The organism is Microbacterium sp. BH-3-3-3, from assembly GCF_007679045.1.
GTDB lineage: Bacteria > Actinomycetota > Actinomycetes > Actinomycetales > Microbacteriaceae > Microbacterium > Microbacterium algihabitans.
In genome coordinates this window covers 362,840-378,504 of record NZ_VEFS01000003.1, presented here as the reverse complement: position 1 = coordinate 378,504, position 15,665 = coordinate 362,840, and the positions used below count along the sequence as shown (strand labels likewise).

The following is a 15,665-nucleotide window of genomic DNA, read 5'->3' as shown; positions in this document are numbered from 1 at the left end:
CCCGCGGCCTCCCGACCTTCACGATTGGCTTCACCCGTGTCTCAGAACACCGCACCAGACCCCCGCGAGGGGGGCTTCGACACCCACGCCATCCAGGCGAAGTGGCAGCAGGCTTGGGCCGAGAAAGACCCGTTCCGCGCCGGCGGCGACGACGACAAGCGCCCCCGCAAGTACGTGCTCGCGATGTTCCCCTACCCCTCGGGCGACCTGCACATGGGGCACGCCGAGAACTACCTCTACTCCGACATCGTGGCCCGCTTCTGGCGTCACCGCGGCTACAACGTGCTCAACCCCATCGGGTGGGACTCGTTCGGCCTGCCCGCCGAGAACGCCGCCATCAAGCGCGGCGCCGACCCGGTCGAGTGGACCTACGCGAACATCGCCCAGCAGAAGGAGAGCCTGAAGGACTACGGCGTCTCGTTCGACTGGAGCCGCGTGCTGCACACGAGCGACCCCGAGTACTACCGCTGGAACCAGTGGCTGTTCCAGAAGCTGTACGAGAAGGGCCTGGCCTACCGCAAGGACGCCCTCGTCAACTGGGACCCGGTCGATCAGACCGTGCTCGCGAACGAGCAGGTGCTGCCCGACGGCACGAGCGAGCGCAGCGGCGCGGTCGTGGTCAAGAAGAAGCTGACGCAGTGGTTCCTGCGCATCACCGACTACGCCGACCGCCTGCTCGACGACCTCAACCAGCTCGAGGGTTTCTGGCCGAGCAAGGTCATCCAGATGCAGCGCAACTGGATCGGCCGCTCCGTCGGCGCCGACATCGAGTTCGAGATCGAGGGCCGCGACGAGAAGATCACGGTCTTCTCCACGCGCCCCGACACCCTGCACGGCGCCACGTTCTTCGTCGTGGCCCCGGAGTCCGACCTGGCCGCCGAGCTCGCGGCATCCGCCGATCAGGGCGTGCGCGAGAGCTTCGAGGCCTACCTCGCCCAGGTGCAGCGCGCGACCGACATCGAGCGTCAGGCGACTGACCGCCCGAAGACCGGCGTGTTCCTCGGTCACTACGCGATCAACCCGGTCAACGGCGAGAAGCTGCCCATCTGGGCCGCCGACTACGTGCTGGCCGACTACGGTCACGGCGCGGTCATGGCCGTGCCCGCGCACGACCAGCGCGACCTCGACTTCGCCCGCGCGTTCGACCTGCCCGTCAAGGTCGTCGTCGACACCAACGCGCCCGTCACCGGCGCGATCCCGGTGATCGAGCTCGACGCCGACGGCGTGCCGATCGATCCGCTCGGCGACCTCGACGAGCTCGACCCGGTCAAGACCGGCATCGCGCTGACCGGTGAGGGACGCCTGATCAACTCCGGCACGCTGAACGGCCTGAGCAAGCGCCACGCGATCACCCGCATGATCGAAGAGCTCGAGGCGAAGGGCGTCGGCCGCGCGGCCAAGACCTACCGCCTGCGCGACTGGCTCATCTCGCGCCAGCGCTACTGGGGCACGCCCATCCCCATGCTGCACGGGGAGGACGGCTCGATCACGCCGGTCCCCGCCGACCAGCTGCCGGTCACGCTGCCCTCGGTCGAGGGTCTCGACCTGAAGCCCAAGGGCACCTCGCCCCTGGGCGCCGCCACCGAATGGGTGCAGGTCACCGACCCCGAGACGGGCCAGACGCTGCTGCGCGACCCCGACACGATGGACACCTTCGTCGACAGCTCGTGGTACTACCTGCGCTTCCTCTCGCCGAACAGCGAGACCGAGGCGTTCTCGGGCCGCGAGGCCTCGAAGTGGGGCCCGGTCGACTTCTACATCGGCGGCGTCGAGCACGCGATCCTGCACCTGCTGTACGCGCGCTTCATCACGAAGGCGCTGTTCGACATGGGCCTGGTGGAGTTCACCGAGCCCTTCTCGAGCCTGATCAACCAGGGCATGGTCATCCTCGACGGCACCAAGATGTCGAAGAGCAAGGGCAACCTCGTGCTGTTCCAGGAGGAGCTCGACGCCCACGGCGCCGACGCCCTGCGCGTGGCCCTGGCCTTCGCGGGTCCCGTGGAAGACGACAAGGACTGGAACGACGTCTCGACCACGGGTGCGGCGAAGTTCCTGGCCCGTGCGCTGCGCATCGCGCACGACGTCGACAGCGAGACCGACGTGGTCTGGGCCGAGGGCGACAAGACCCTCCGCCGCGTCACGCACCGCCTGCTGGCCGACGCCGCGAACCTCATCGAGCAGACGAAGTTCAACGTCGTCGTCGCGCGCCTGATGGAGCTGGTCAACGCCACCCGCAAGGCGATCGACGGCAAGCCCGGAGCGAGCGACCCCGCCGTGCGCGAGGCGGCCGAGGTCATCGCGATGACCCTCGACCTGTTCGCCCCGCACACCGCAGAGGAGATGTGGCAGACGCTCGGCTACACCGGCTTCGTGGGGCTCGCGACCTGGCGTCAGGCCGACCCGACGCTGCTGGTCGAAGACACCGTCACCGCCGTGGTGCAGATCGACGGAAAGGTGCGCGGCACGCTCGAGGTCTCGGCCAAGATCGGCGCCGACGAGCTCGAAGCGATGGCCCGCGCCGATGAGAAGGTGCTCCGCGCCCTCGGCGACCGCGAGATCGTGCGCGCTGTCGTGCGCCCGCCCAAGGTGGTCAGCTTCTCGACGAAGTAGGTTCTGATTCCGGATGCCACGTCCCCGACGCTCTGCGGAGTGCGGGGGACGTGGCATCCGGGGTTTTCGGGGGCGGGGCTCCTCCCCAGCGGCCGATCGCTCCGGGTTCTCCCCATCTGACCGAACTCGCCCCACGACGCCCTCCGGCCCCTCCCTACCGTGGCAGCGTGACGGACGAGACCGAGCCCGACGAGCGGTTGCGCGCGCGCACGCGCCTCGGGATCGGCGGGGTCATCGTGCTGGTGTTGCTCGCATTCGCCGTGACCATCGCGATCGGCATGTTCCGTGGAGCGACCGGAGCCGAGGTGGTCGCTCCCCAGCCGTCGTCGTCGGCGGCGTCGCTGCTGCCCGCGGAGGCCGGACTGTACGTCCACGTCGCCGGCGCGGTGCGCAAGCCGGGGCTCTACCGCCTCGACGCGGGAGACCGCGTGGCCGACGCGATCGCCCGCGCGGGCGGCTTCTCCGACGAGGCCGCACGTGACGGGGTGAACCTCGCCCGCCCGGTCGCCGACGGCGAGCAGATCGTGGTGCCCGTGATCGGGGCCGAGACCGCCGCGCCGACGGCGGGTGGCTCGGGCGGGGGTGCGGCCGGAGGCGTACTCGACCTCAACACTGCCACCCGCGATCAACTCGACACCCTCCCGCGCGTGGGGCCGGCGATCGCGGATCGCATCATCGCGTGGCGCGAGCAGAACGGACGCTTCACCAGCGTCGACGACCTGCTGTCGGTGCCGGGAATCGGGCAGAAGATGCTCGACGGCATCCGCGATCTGGTGCGCGTATGAGCGCGCGGAGAGCGGTGCGGGGGCGGGCGCTCCGCTCGGTCTCGGTGGCCGCCCTGACCTGGGTCGCCGCCGGGGTGGTGGTGGGCGTTCCGGATGCCGAGGTGCTCGCCCTCGTGCTCGCCTCAGGCGCGCTCGTCGCCACAGGCGTCTTCGTGTGGCGGCGGCGGGCCGTCGTCGGCGTGGTGGCCGTGGCCCTCGCCTGCGCCGGGGCGGCGGCGGGAGCCGTGGCATCCGTCGCGCCCGTGCGCGATCACGTCGCGGCCCTGCAGACCGAGGGCGGGCGGCAGCTCGAGCTCGACGTCACCGTCGCGGGACGCATCGACGGCACTCCCGACGGGGGAGCGTGGTTCGATGCGATCGCGGCAGAGGTGCGCGCGGGGCCGGTCTCGCTGAGCGGAGGCGTGCCCGTGCGCGTGATGGTCGACGCCGAGGGACGCGCAGCGCTCGCGGGCACGGGCATGGGGGGAGAGGTCGGCGTCGTCGGGCGCGGCATCGCGGCCGACCCCGCGGAACGGGCGGTGCTCGTGGTGCGCGCGAACGAGGTGCACGATGTGCGGCCTCCGGAAGGGCTATGGGCGTCCTTCGAGGGGCTGCGAGACGGGCTGGTCGCCTCGACGCGCGGACTCCCGCAGCCCGGCGCAGGACTGGTACCGGGTCTGGCCGTCGGTGACACCTCCAGCCTCGATCCGTCGACGGAGGCGGCCATGAACGCGGCATCGCTGTCGCACCTGACGGCCGTCTCGGGCGCGAACTGCGCGATCGTGGTGGGCGCGGCGTTCGCGTTGCTCGCACTCTGCGGTGCCTCGCGTGGAGTGCGCGTGGTCGGTGCAACCGTCGTGCTGGTCGCCTTCGTGGCCCTGGTCACCCCCGAACCGAGCGTCGTGCGGGCCGCGGCGATGGCCGTCGTCGCGATGCTCGCTCTGGCCCTCGGGCGGCCCGCGGTCGGCATCGCGGTGCTCTCGGCGGCCGTGACGGCGTTGCTCGTCATCGATCCGTGGCTCGCGCGTTCGCTCGGCTTCGCCTTGTCGGCGGGCGCCACCGCTGCCCTCCTGGTGCTCGCGCGGCCCCTCGCGGGCGGGTTGGAGCGGTGGATGCCGCGTGCCTTGGCTCTCGGACTCGCCGTGCCCACGTCGGCCCAACTCGTCTGCGGCCCGCTGATCGTGCTGATCGATCCGCACGTGCCACTGCTGGGGATCGCCGCGAACCTCGTGGCCGATCCGGCGGCCGCTCCGGCCACCATCGCGGGAGCACTGGCGTGCATCGCGCCCTTCACCTGGCTGCGCGATGGACTCACCGCTCTCGCGTGGATCCCCGCCGCATGGATCGCCGCGGTCGCCCACACAACGACCGCCGTCTCAGCGCAGAACCTGCCGTGGCCCGACGGTCTGCTCGGTGCCGCCCTGCTCGCCGCCGTGGGTGCGGCGGTGAGCATCGCGATCCTGCGACCGCGACGACTCCCGCGCCTCACGGCGCTGTCGTCGGCGGCGATGGCCGTGGTGGTCGGCCTGGTGCTCGGGCAGACCACCGTGCGCACCGTCGGCGGCCCGCTCACGGTGCCCAGCGCATGGCAGGTCGCGATGTGCGACGTCGGCCAAGGCGACGCGACGCTCTGGAGATCCGGCGAGGCGGTCGCCCTCGTCGACACCGGTCCGGAGCCCGCCGCGATGGATCGCTGCCTCACCACCTTCGGCATCGACCGGGTCGATCTGCTCGTGCTCACGCACTTCGACCTCGACCACGTCGGCGGCTCCGGGGCGCTGATCGGTCGAGCTGCGGTCGTCCTGCACGGCCCTCCGGGCGAAGCGGCGGATCAGCGGCTGCTCGAACGCTTCGCCGCGGCGGGCTCCCGCCTGCAATCCGCGTCGATCGGTCTGACGGGCACCATCGGCTCGACCCGGTGGCAGGCGCTCGGCCCTCCGCCCCGCGCCGAACCCGGTAACGACGCCAGCGTCACCCTCGACGTCGTCGGGCCGGGCTTCCCCCGCACCGCGCTGCTCGGCGACCTCGGCGAGCAGTCGCAGGCCGACCTCCGCCGGCGGCTCGCCGTGCCCCGCGTCGACGTGGTCAAGGTCTCGCACCACGGCAGCGCCGATCAGGATGCGGAGCTCTACCGCGAACTCCACCCGCGGGTCGGGCTCATCGGCGTGGGAGCGGACAACAGCTACGGACACCCGACCGCGAAGCTCCTCGGCATCCTGACCTCGATCGGAGCGACGGCGGGTCGGACGGATCAGGATGGCGCGCTGGCGGTGTGGCTCGACGCTGACGGGCGCCTGACGATGTGGCGGGAGAAGGCCCCGGCCGTCGTCCCTGCTGCGGCCATGCCGGTGCCCCGAGCGCGGGGTGGAGGCGCCCGGCGTCGGTCATCGTCGCCTCCGCCCGACGGCCGATGTCGGAGGCGGTCGGTAGGCTGGGGGAGTGACTCCGGCTCCCCGACGCTCCGCCCCCGCCAAGGCGAAGTCGGCCATTCCGCAGGTATCGTGGCGCAGTCCGCAGCCCGCACCGATCGTGCTCGTCTCGGGTCCCGAAGAGGTGTGCGCCGAGCGCGCGACGGCCGGCATCCGCGCAATGCTCAAGAGCGAAGACCCCAGCCTCGAGGTCACCGACATCCGCGCCGACGACTACACCGCGGGCACCCTGCTCTCCGTCACCTCCCCGTCGCTGTTCGGCGAGCCGCGGCTCGTGCGCGTCACCGGCGTCGAGAAGTGCAGCGACACCTTCCTCAGCGAAGCCGTCTCGTATCTCTCGCAGACGCAAGAGGGCGCGACCGTCGTGCTGCGCCACACCGGGGCGAGCGTGCGCGGGAAGAAGCTGCTCGACGGCATCCGCGCGGGCCAGGGCGGCGGCATCGAGATCGCGTGCCCCGCCGTCAAGCGCGACTCCGACCGGTTCGACTTCGCCGTCGGCGAGTTCAAGACCGCGGGCAAGCGCATCGCGCCGGTCGCCCTGCGCTCGCTCGTCTCGGCCTTCGCCGACGACCTCACCGAACTCGCCGCGGCGTGCCAGCAGCTCATCGCCGACGTCCCGGGCGACATCGACGAACGCATCGTCGAGCGGTACTACGGCGGTCGCGTCGAGACCTCGGCGTTCACCGTCGCCGACACCGCCATCGCCGGCCACTACGGGCCCGCACTGCTCGCGCTGCGTCACGCCCTGGCATCCGGAGCCGACCCCGTGCCGCTCGTCGCCGCCGTCGCGATGAAGCTGCGCACGATGGCCCGTGTCGCCGGCAGCCGCGAGTCGTCGTCGATGCTCGCTCAGCGACTCGGCATGAAGGACTGGCAGGTCGACCGCGCGCGGCGCGACCTCGTCGGCTGGACCGGCAACACCCTCGGCATGGCGATCCACGCCACCGCCCGCGCCGACGCCGAGGTCAAGGGCGCCTCGCGCGACGCCGTGTTCGCGCTCGAACGCATGATCACGATCATCGCCACCCGCGCGCCCTTCGGCGACTGATCGCGACGGCGGCCCGGCCCCGCCTCAGACGGTCCACGCCGGTCGACTGCCGGCCAGCGTCGGCGTGTCGATGAAAAGTCCCGCCGTCGGGCACAGCCGCGACCACCCCGGAAACGACGAAGCCCGCCCCGCGCAGTGCGGGACGGGCTGTCGAAAAGAGCTGCGGCTCAGAGAGCGGCGACCTGCTTCGCGATGGCCGACTTGCGGTTCGCGGCCTGGTTCTGGTGGATGACACCCTTGCTCACGGCCTTGTCGAGCTTCTTGCCGGCGGTGACGAGCGCCTTCTCGGCGGCCGCCTTGTCTCCGGCCAGCACGGCCTCGCGGGTGCGACGCACGTGCGTGCGCAGCTCGCTCTTGACGGCCTTGTTGCGCTCGCGCGCCTTCTCGTTGGTCTTGTTGCGCTTGATCTGCGACTTGATATTCGCCACGTCGACGGTCTTTCGTTTGAGTGAGTGTTGGAAGTGCCGGGCGAGCGGTAGAGGGGCGCTGCACCGGCGATCGTGGAGGTCGGGAAAAACCCCACACGCAAGCCAAGAAGCGAGTCTAACAGGTCGAGGCTTCGACCGTTGTGAGCGCCACGTTCAGCACGGCGTTGAAGACGCGCGGCCGCATCGCCGTCACGAGGTGGGTCGTGCGCGGGACGACGATGAGCTCGGCATCCGGAGCGATCGTGGTGAACAGCTTCTCGTTCATGCGCAGCTGGTCCCACTGCCCGTTGACGAACCAGAGCGGCACGTCGATCCGGCGCAGCGCCGTCAGAAGATCGAGCACCGACAGCGACGCGAGAGCGGTGTCTTGCGCGTCGAACGCGTAGCCGCCGGCTCCGAAATCCGGGCGCGTCTCGGCAGGGAGCGTGCGGTCGAGCACCCGATTGGTGAGGCCGAGGCCGCGGTCGGGCAGGCTGTCGAACCGTCGGGCGAGGAAACGGTAGGCGGCGAGTCCGATCCCGCGGGGGAGAGAGGTGCAGGATGCCGCCACGAAACCCGCGACCGGGGGAGCGTCCTGGCTCCCGGTGTAGGCGATCGACAGCAGACCGCCCATCGAGTGCCCGACGAGCAGCACGGGGCCGCGGGAGGCGGCATCCCGAACCGCCCGATCGATCGTCGCGAACGCCTCGTCGAGCGTGAACTCCTCGCCGCGGCGGGTTCCGTGCCCCGGCAGGTCGACGGCGGTGACGGGGGTGCCGCGTTCTTCCAGGTACGCGACCTGCGCGCGCCACATGGTCGCCGACGTGCGGATGCCGTGCACGAGCACGACCTGGACCGTCATGGCATCCACTGTAAAAGGCTCCGGATGCCGAGAGCCTGAGCGCTCGCGGACGGCGATGTCGGCGCACCACCGTAGAATCGACGGAACATGTCACCGCGCGCCCTGAAGCCCCTCGAGCCGTCTGCCACTCCGCCGGAGCAGATCCGCAACTTCTGCATCATCGCTCACATCGACCACGGCAAGTCGACGTTGGCCGACCGCATGCTGCAGATCACCGGCGTCGTCAGCGACCGCGATATGCGCGCGCAGTATCTCGACCGCATGGACATCGAGCGCGAACGCGGTATCACGATCAAGTCGCAGGCGGTGCGGATGCCGTGGTCCACCAGTGACGGCACGTTCGCCCTGAACATGATCGACACGCCCGGTCACGTCGACTTCACCTACGAGGTCAGCCGGTCGCTGGCGGCGTGCGAGGGAGCGATCCTGCTCGTCGACGCGGCTCAGGGCATCGAGGCGCAGACCCTCGCCAATCTCTACCTCGCGCTCGAGAACGATCTGACGATCATCCCGGTGCTGAACAAGATCGATCTTCCCGCCGCCGACCCCGACAAGTACGCCGCCGAGCTCGCCGGCCTCATCGGCGGCGACCCCGCCGACGTGCTGCGCGTCAGCGGCAAGACCGGCATGGGCGTCGAGGAGCTGCTCGACCTCATCGTCGAGAAGATCCCCGCCCCCGTCGGCACGGCCGACGCCCCGGCCCGCGCGATGATCTTCGACTCCGTGTACGACGCTTACCGCGGCGTCGTCACCTACGTCCGCATGATCGACGGGTCGTTGCAGCCGCGCGAGCGCCTGCAGATGATGTCGACGGGGGCGACGCACGAGGCCCTCGAGATCGGCGTCTCGAGCCCCGAGCCGGTTCCGACCAAGGGTCTCGGCGTGGGCGAGGTCGGCTACCTCATCACGGGCGTGAAAGACGTGCGCCAGTCGAAGGTCGGCGACACGATCACCACGCACCGCAAGCCCGCGACCGAAGCGCTGCCCGGGTACACCGACCCCAAGCCCATGGTCTTCTCGGGCATCTATCCGATCGACGGCAGCGACTACGCCGAGCTGCGCGAAGCGCTCGACAAGCTCAAGCTCTCCGACGCGTCGCTGCAGTACGAGCCCGAGACCTCGGTCGCCCTGGGCTTCGGTTTCCGCTGCGGCTTCCTCGGTCTGCTGCACCTCGAGATCATCACCGAGCGCCTGTCGCGCGAGTTCGACCTCGACCTCATCACCACCGCTCCCTCGGTGACCTACGAGGTCACCACCGACACCGGCGAGACGGTCTCGGTCACCAACCCCAGCGAATACCCCGACGGTCGCGTCGCCTCGGTGTCGGAGCCGATCGTCAAGGTCGGCATCCTGCTGCCCAAGGACTACGTCGGTACCGTGATGGAGCTCTGCCAGACGCGTCGCGGCACCCTGCTGGGCATGGAGTACCTCAGCGAAGACCGCGTGGAGCTCCGCTACCACATGCCCCTCGGCGAGATCGTGTTCGACTTCTTCGACCACCTCAAGAGCCGCACGCAGGGCTACGCGAGCCTCGATTACGAACCCGCCGGCCAGCAGACCGCCGACCTGGTCAAGGTCGACATCCTGCTGCAGGGCGACAAGGTCGACGCGTTCAGCTCGATCGTGCACCGCGAGAAGGCTTACGCCTACGGCACGCTCATGGCCGAGCGTCTGCGCAAGCTCATCCCGCGCCAGCAGTTCGAAGTGCCCATCCAGGCCGCGATCGGCGCGCGCATCATCGCGCGCGAGACGATCCGCGCGATCCGCAAGGACGTCCTCGCCAAGTGCTACGGCGGTGACATCACCCGAAAGCGCAAGCTCCTCGAAAAGCAGAAAGAGGGCAAGAAGCGCATGAAGATGGTGGGCCGTGTCGAGGTGCCGCAGGAGGCGTTCATCGCCGCCCTGTCGGGCGACGTCGAGACCAAGAAGTAACGCACCACACCGAGAGGGGTGAGCCATGCGCAGGCAGAGTTTCACCGATGACACGGTCGACTACGCAGCCGTCGGCGCCACCCAGGCGCACGACCTCATGCAGTACCCGCCCGAGCACTCCGTGCCGGCCGAGGACTCGTGGCGCATCGGCAGCGGCGAAGAGCGCTTCGCCGCCGCCGGCGAGCTGCTGCTGTCGTGGGCGCCGCTGCGCACCGGAGAACTGAGCATCACCGACGTGCGCCCCGCGGCCAACGCGGGGTACTCGGGGGTGGGTTTCGACGCTGACGGTGCCCCCGTGGCCCCCTCGAGCCTCGAGGCCGAGCAGCGCTTCGCCGCCGACGGCACCCCGTTCGTCAGCCCCGGCGCCGGAGTCCGTCTGCACGGCAAGGTCGACGGCCACCGCGCCGATGCCGAGCTGCGCGTGATCTCGGTCTTCGAAGAGCCCCGTCGTGTCGGCTTCATCCTCGGCACCGTCGGACACTCGATCGTCAGCGGCGAGGAGCTGTTCGCGGTCGAGTGGCGCGACAACGACGAGGTGTGGTTCGTCGTGCGCGCCTTCGACCGGCCCACGGCCCCGTCGTACCGCCTGTTCACGAGCCGCGTGCGCCGTCGGCGCAAGGCGCTGTTCGCTCGCTACCTGCGCGCGATCTCGCCGCTGTACTCGTCCTGATGGGCGGTCCGCTCCCGCTCGGAGACCCGGCCCCCGCCGACGGACGCCTGCCCGCCGACCTCGAGATCGACCCCACCGCCGACTTCGGTGTCTATCTGCACGTGCCGTTCTGCCGCGTGCGGTGCGGGTACTGCGACTTCAACACCTACAGCGCCAGTGAGTTGCGCGGCGCCCGGCAAGACGACTTCGCCGACACGCTGAACGCCGAGGTACGTCTGGCGGGGGCAGTGATGGATGCCGCGGGCGGTCGCCGCTCGGCATCCACCGTCTTCTTCGGGGGAGGCACGCCCACCCTGCTGCCGCCGGGGGATCTGGCGCGCATGCTCGACGCGGTGCGCGGGGAGTTCGGCATCCGCGACGACGCCGAGGTCACGGTCGAGGCCAACCCCGACACGGTCGACGACGCCATGGCGCGCACCCTCGCCGACGCCGGCGTGAACCGCCTGTCGATCGGCATGCAGTCGGCCCGGCCGCACGTGCTCGCCGCCCTCGACCGCACGCACGATCCCGCCAACGTGGCCACGGCCGTCGCCGCGGCCCGACGCGCGGGTCTCGACGTCTCGCTCGACCTCATCTACGGCGCGCCGGGGGAGTCGCTCGACGACTGGCGCGCCTCTCTCGAGGCGGCCACGGCCCTTGAACCCGACCACATCTCGGCCTACGCGCTGATCGTCGAGGACGGCACCAAGCTCGCTCGCCAGATCCGCTCCGGCGTGGTCGCTGAGCCCTCCGACGACCTGCAGGCCGACATGTACGAGCTCGCCGACGACCTGCTCGCCGCCGCCGGCTACGACTGGTACGAGGTGTCGAACTGGTCGCGCGGCGTCGAGCACCGCTCGCGCCACAACCTCGCGTACTGGCGGGGGACCGACTGGTGGGGCTTCGGGCCGGGCGCGCACAGCCACGTCGCGGGGCTGCGCTGGTGGAACGTCAAGCACCCCGCCGCCTACGCCCAACGCCTCGCCGCCGTCGAGTCGCCCGCGGCCGCGCGGGAGCGCCCCGACGAGACCGCGCGTCGGCTGGAGTCGGTGCTGCTGCGCAGCCGCATCCGCGAGGGTCTGGCGGTGTCGGAGATCCTCGGCGAGGGCCGCAAGAATGTCGCCGCGCTCATCGCCGACGGGTTGATCGAGGGGGCGGATGCCGTGCGCGGGCGCATCGTGCTGACCCGGCGCGGACGCCTGCTCGCCGACGCCGTGGTGCGGGCGCTCACGGTCTGAGCGTCGCGCGGGCGCTCCCGCGGCGGCCTCCGCGAGCCGCCCGGCGCAGTGTCGGGGCTATCCCGTAGAATTGGCACTCAAGAGACGCGAGTGCCAGACGGGAGGAGCATCGCATGGTGTCGGAACGTGGCCTTCAGGTGCTCCGCGCGATCGTGCAGGACTACGTCGACACGCGTGAGCCGGTCGGCAGCAAAGCCATCGTCGAGCGCCACGCCTTCGGGGTGTCGGCCGCGACGATCCGCAACGACATGGCCCTGCTCGAAGACGAAGACCTCATCGTCGCCCCGCACACCTCGTCGGGGCGCGTGCCCACCGACAAGGGCTACCGCGTGTTCGTCGACCACCTCGCCGAGCTCCGTCCGCTCTCGGGTGCACAGCGCAGCGCCATCACGTCGTTCCTCGACGAGGCCGGCGACCTCGACGACCTCCTCGCCCGCACGGTGCGCGCACTCACCCAACTGACCGGTCAGGTCGCGATCGTGCAGTACCCCTCGTTCGCGCGGGCCAACGTCTCGCACGTCGAGCTCGTCGCCCTCGGCGGCCCCCGCGTGCTGGTGATCCTCGTGACCGACACCGGCCGTGTCTCGCAGCGCATCTCGTTCGTGCCCGTCGAGCCGAGCGAGGCCGACGTCACCCAGCTGCGGGCCCGCGTGAGCGGTCTGCTGGTTGGCCGCAGCGTCGCCGACAGCTCCCAGCAGGTGGCCGCGGCCCTGGCCGACGGCCCCCGCCCCGGGGTCGTCGTCGACGCCCTCGCCGACGCCGTGCTGCGCGTGGTCGGCGAAGAACTCGAGGAGTTCCGGCAGGATCGCCTCGTCATGGCCGGTGCCGCGACGCTCGCCAAGCGCGAGCAGGACTTCCGCGGCAGCATCTACCCGCTGCTCGAGGCCATCGAAGAGCAGGTGACGCTGCTGCGCCTCATGAGCGAGATGGTCGCCGACGAGCAGGGCCTGTCGGCCAGCATCGGGCGGGAGAACGAGCCGTTCGGCCTCGTCGAGGCCTCGGTGCTCGCCAGCCGCTACGACGGCTCCAGCGGAGGCGCGCGCGTCGGACTCCTGGGTCCCATGCGCATGGACTACTCCTCGAACCTCGCGGCGGTCCGTGCCGTCGCGCACTATCTGACCCGGATGCTCGAAGACGACGACAGCTCTCGTTGACTTTCGAGAGATCGAGCACCCCAAAGAGAACAACCCCGCGTGAGCGGGCAGGAAGGCGATTGTGGCTGACCACTACGAGGTCCTGGGTGTCGAACGCGACGCCAGCCCCGAAGACATCAAGAAGGCGTACCGCCGTCTGGCGCGCCAGTTGCACCCCGACGTCAACCCGGGAGAAGACGCCTCCGAGCGCTTCAAGCTCGTCACGCACGCCTACGACGTGCTGAGCGACCCCGAGCAGCGCCGCCGCTACGACATGGGCGGCGACCAGAGCCCGTTCGGTGGCGGGGGAGCAGCCGGCTTCGGCGGCTTCAGCGACATCTTCGAGACGTTCTTCGGCGGCGCGCAAGCGGGCGGCGGCGGTCGCGGTCCCCGTCCGCGCTCGCGCCGGGAGCGCGGACAGGACGCCCTCGTGCGCGTCACGCTCCAGCTCGGCGACGTCGTCTTCGGCGCCCACCGCGACCTCGAGGTCGACACGGCGGTGCTGTGCGAGACCTGCAAGGGCGCGTGCACGCAGCCCGGCACGAGCGAGGTCACCTGCGACATCTGCCACGGCTCAGGTCACGTGCAGCGCACCGTGCGCAGCCTGCTCGGCAACGTCGTCACCAGCGCCCCCTGCACCGTGTGCCAGGGCCACGGCACGACGATCCCGTACCCCTGCGGAACGTGCCAGGGCCAGGGCCGCGTGCGCGCGCGCCGCACGGTCTCGGTCGACATCCCCGCCGGCGTCGAGTCGGGCCTGCGCCTGCAGCTGCCCGGTTCGGGTGAGGTCGGCCCCGCGGGCGGACCCAACGGCGACCTCTACCTCGAGATCACCGTCGAGGCTCACGAGGCGTTCAGCCGCGAGGGCGACGACCTCGTCGCAACCCTCGAGGTGTCGATGCCGGATGCCATCCTCGGAGCAAACGCGACGATCGAGTCCCTCGACGGAAGCGTCGACCTCGAAGTGCGCCCCGGCGTGCAGTCGGGCGACGTGCTGACTATCAAGGGCCGCGGAATCACCCCGCTGCGCGGCACCCAGCGCGGCGACCTCAAGGTCGGCGTGCACGTGGTGACGCCCACGCGCCTCGACAACCGCGACCGCGCCCTCATCGAGGAGTTCGCCAAGCGCACCAAGGCTCCCAAGCCGCGCCTGGCCGAGCACCAGCAGGGCATGTTCAGCAAGTTCCGCGACCGCTTCCGGCACTGACCGTGGCGCTGCACTTCGTCACCGACGAGGCGGGTGGCGCCCAGCCTGGCGACACCGTCGAGCTCACCGGATCCGAGGCGCACCACGCCGCCGCCGTGCGTCGCGTGCGCGTCGATGAGGCGGTGACGCTCGGCGACGGCCGCGGAGCCTGGCTGTCGGGCGTCGTCACCGCGGCGTCGCCGAAGCAGGTCGAGGTGCGGGTGACCGGCCGCGAGGTCGTACCCGCGCCGTCGCCGCGCTTCGTTCTCGTGCAGGCGCTGGCCAAGGGCGACCGCGACGAGCTCGCCGTGCAGGCGGCGACCGAGCTCGGCGTCGACGCGATCGTGCCGTGGCAGGCGTCGCGCAGCGTCTCGCGGTGGGATGCGAAGGCCGACAAGGGCCTCGCCCGCTGGCGCACGATCGTTCGCGAGGCGGCCAAGCAGGCGCACCGGGCGTGGATCCCCGAGGTCGAGACGGTGGCCCGCACGGCCGACCTCGTGCGTCTCGCCGAGACCTCGCTCGTGCTGGTGCTGGAGCCCTCGGCATCCGACCGTCTCACGTCCGTCGCGGCGGAAGCCTCCGACGGGCGCGACGTCGTGCTCGTGGTCGGCCCCGAGGGGGGCATCGCACCCGAGGAGCTTTCGGCATTGGCCGACGCCGGCGCTCGACTCGTGCGACTGGGCGACACGGTGCTGCGCACCTCGACCGCGGGTGCCGCGGCGATCTCGGTGCTCTCGGCGGCGCACGGGCGCTGGTGACCCGACCCTCCGCTCGCGATCTCGGCGGTTCGCGGTCCTCTCTCCGGTTCAGGGCGGATTCCGCATGTCGGGGCGTGAATTGTGCGCCCCGCAAAACAGATCCCGCCCCGAACCAGCGGTGTCGGCGCCCGGCTCTCTCATCTCCCGGTTTGGGGCGGATTCCGCATATCGGGGCGTGAATTCTGCGCCCCGAACGACGGAATCCGCCCCGAACCGCGCGAGGAAGCCACGCGCCGCGCATCGGCGCAACGGCCCCGCCTCGATGTCGGAGGCCCTCACTAGACTGGATGCCATGAGCGAACCGTCGATCTTCACGCGCATCCTGCAGGGCGAGATCCCCGCCGAGATCGTCGCCGAGACCGAGAACGCCTTCGCGATCCGCGACATCGCGCCGCAGGCGCCGGTGCACCTGCTGGTGATCCCCAAGACGCAGCAGTACCGCAACGTCGTCGAACTCGCCGCGGGAGACCCCGACCTGCTCACCGAGGTCATCGGCCTCGCGAACTCCGTCGCCGCGGAGCACTCCGACGGCGACTTCCGTCTGATCTTCAACACCGGCGAGGGCGCCGGTCAGACCGTCTTCCATGTGCACGCCCACGTCCTCGCGGGTGGCCTGAACGAAAAGAGCCTGGGTGGCTGATTCCCCCGA

At 70.8% G+C, this 15,665-nt stretch carries 13 protein-coding genes and 1 pseudogene; 11 read left to right on the top strand and 3 right to left on the bottom strand.

Annotated elements, in window-relative coordinates; all coding sequences use genetic code 11:
• Positions 1-36: 36 nt before the first annotated feature.
• On the top strand, positions 37-2,610 hold the full coding sequence (leuS, locus tag FS769_RS12100) for a leucine--tRNA ligase (RefSeq protein WP_144833719.1): 2,574 nt from the start codon (positions 37-39) through the stop codon (positions 2,608-2,610).
• A 167-nt stretch (positions 2,611-2,777) separates the two neighbouring features.
• The gene (locus tag FS769_RS12095; RefSeq protein ID WP_230704695.1) at positions 2,778-3,395 is read left to right on the top strand and encodes a helix-hairpin-helix domain-containing protein; all 618 of its coding nucleotides are present in this window, start codon (positions 2,778-2,780) and stop codon (positions 3,393-3,395) included.
• Positions 3,396-3,517: 122 nt separating this feature from the next.
• Here FS769_RS12095 and FS769_RS17105 read toward each other — a convergent pair whose 3' ends face one another.
• Positions 3,518-3,943: a hypothetical protein gene (locus FS769_RS17105; protein WP_260979752.1), complete on the bottom strand. Its 426-nt coding sequence runs from the start codon at positions 3,941-3,943 to the stop codon at positions 3,518-3,520.
• Between FS769_RS17105 and FS769_RS17100 the strand changes: the two are divergent.
• Positions 3,854-5,164 (top strand): annotated as a pseudogene (locus FS769_RS17100) (ComEC/Rec2 family competence protein); the annotation flags it as partial. The gene FS769_RS17105 and the pseudogene FS769_RS17100 sit on opposite strands and share 90 nt — an antisense overlap.
• Positions 5,165-5,813: 649 nt before the next feature.
• A complete protein-coding gene (holA, locus tag FS769_RS12085; protein WP_144833717.1) occupies positions 5,814-6,851 on the top strand; it encodes a DNA polymerase III subunit delta in 1,038 nt (345 codons plus the stop codon).
• A gap of 167 nt (positions 6,852-7,018) precedes the next feature.
• Here holA and rpsT read toward each other — a convergent pair whose 3' ends face one another.
• Together rpsT and FS769_RS12075 are read right to left on the bottom strand one after the other, a co-directional pair.
• A complete protein-coding gene (gene rpsT / locus FS769_RS12080; RefSeq protein WP_144833715.1) occupies positions 7,019-7,279 on the bottom strand; it encodes a 30S ribosomal protein S20 in 261 nt (86 codons plus the stop codon).
• Between the two features lie 115 nt (positions 7,280-7,394).
• Positions 7,395-8,120: an alpha/beta fold hydrolase gene (locus FS769_RS12075; RefSeq protein ID WP_144833713.1), complete on the bottom strand. Its 726-nt coding sequence runs from the start codon at positions 8,118-8,120 to the stop codon at positions 7,395-7,397.
• Positions 8,121-8,207: 87 nt separating this feature from the next.
• Between FS769_RS12075 and lepA the strand changes: the two genes are divergently transcribed.
• The 7 genes from lepA (at position 8,208) to FS769_RS12040 (ending at position 15,656) form a co-directional block, all read left to right on the top strand.
• Entirely contained in the window at positions 8,208-10,052 is a 1,845-nt protein-coding gene (lepA, locus tag FS769_RS12070; protein WP_144833711.1) for a translation elongation factor 4, read from the top strand.
• Positions 10,053-10,077: 25 nt separating this feature from the next.
• Complete coding sequence (locus FS769_RS12065; protein ID WP_144833709.1) at positions 10,078-10,722, top strand: DUF1990 family protein; 645 nt, start codon at positions 10,078-10,080, stop codon at positions 10,720-10,722.
• Entirely contained in the window at positions 10,722-11,939 is a 1,218-nt protein-coding gene (hemW, locus tag FS769_RS12060; protein WP_144833706.1) for a radical SAM family heme chaperone HemW, read from the top strand. Before FS769_RS12065 ends, hemW begins: the two co-directional genes overlap by 1 nt.
• A 113-nt stretch (positions 11,940-12,052) precedes the next feature.
• Positions 12,053-13,093 carry a heat-inducible transcriptional repressor HrcA gene (hrcA, locus tag FS769_RS12055; RefSeq protein ID WP_144833705.1) on the top strand — a complete coding sequence of 347 codons (1,041 nt, stop codon included), beginning with the start codon at positions 12,053-12,055 and terminating at the stop codon, positions 13,091-13,093.
• 61 nt (positions 13,094-13,154) lie between these two features.
• Positions 13,155-14,279 carry a molecular chaperone DnaJ gene (gene dnaJ / locus FS769_RS12050; protein ID WP_144833702.1) on the top strand — a complete coding sequence of 375 codons (1,125 nt, stop codon included), beginning with the start codon at positions 13,155-13,157 and terminating at the stop codon, positions 14,277-14,279.
• Between the two features lie 2 nt (positions 14,280-14,281).
• Positions 14,282-15,016 carry a 16S rRNA (uracil(1498)-N(3))-methyltransferase gene (locus FS769_RS12045; protein WP_144833700.1) on the top strand — a complete coding sequence of 245 codons (735 nt, stop codon included), beginning with the start codon at positions 14,282-14,284 and terminating at the stop codon, positions 15,014-15,016.
• Between the two features lie 292 nt (positions 15,017-15,308).
• Positions 15,309-15,656 carry an HIT domain-containing protein gene (locus tag FS769_RS12040; protein ID WP_056232343.1) on the top strand — a complete coding sequence of 116 codons (348 nt, stop codon included), beginning with the start codon at positions 15,309-15,311 and terminating at the stop codon, positions 15,654-15,656.
• Positions 15,657-15,665: the final 9 nt, after the last annotated feature.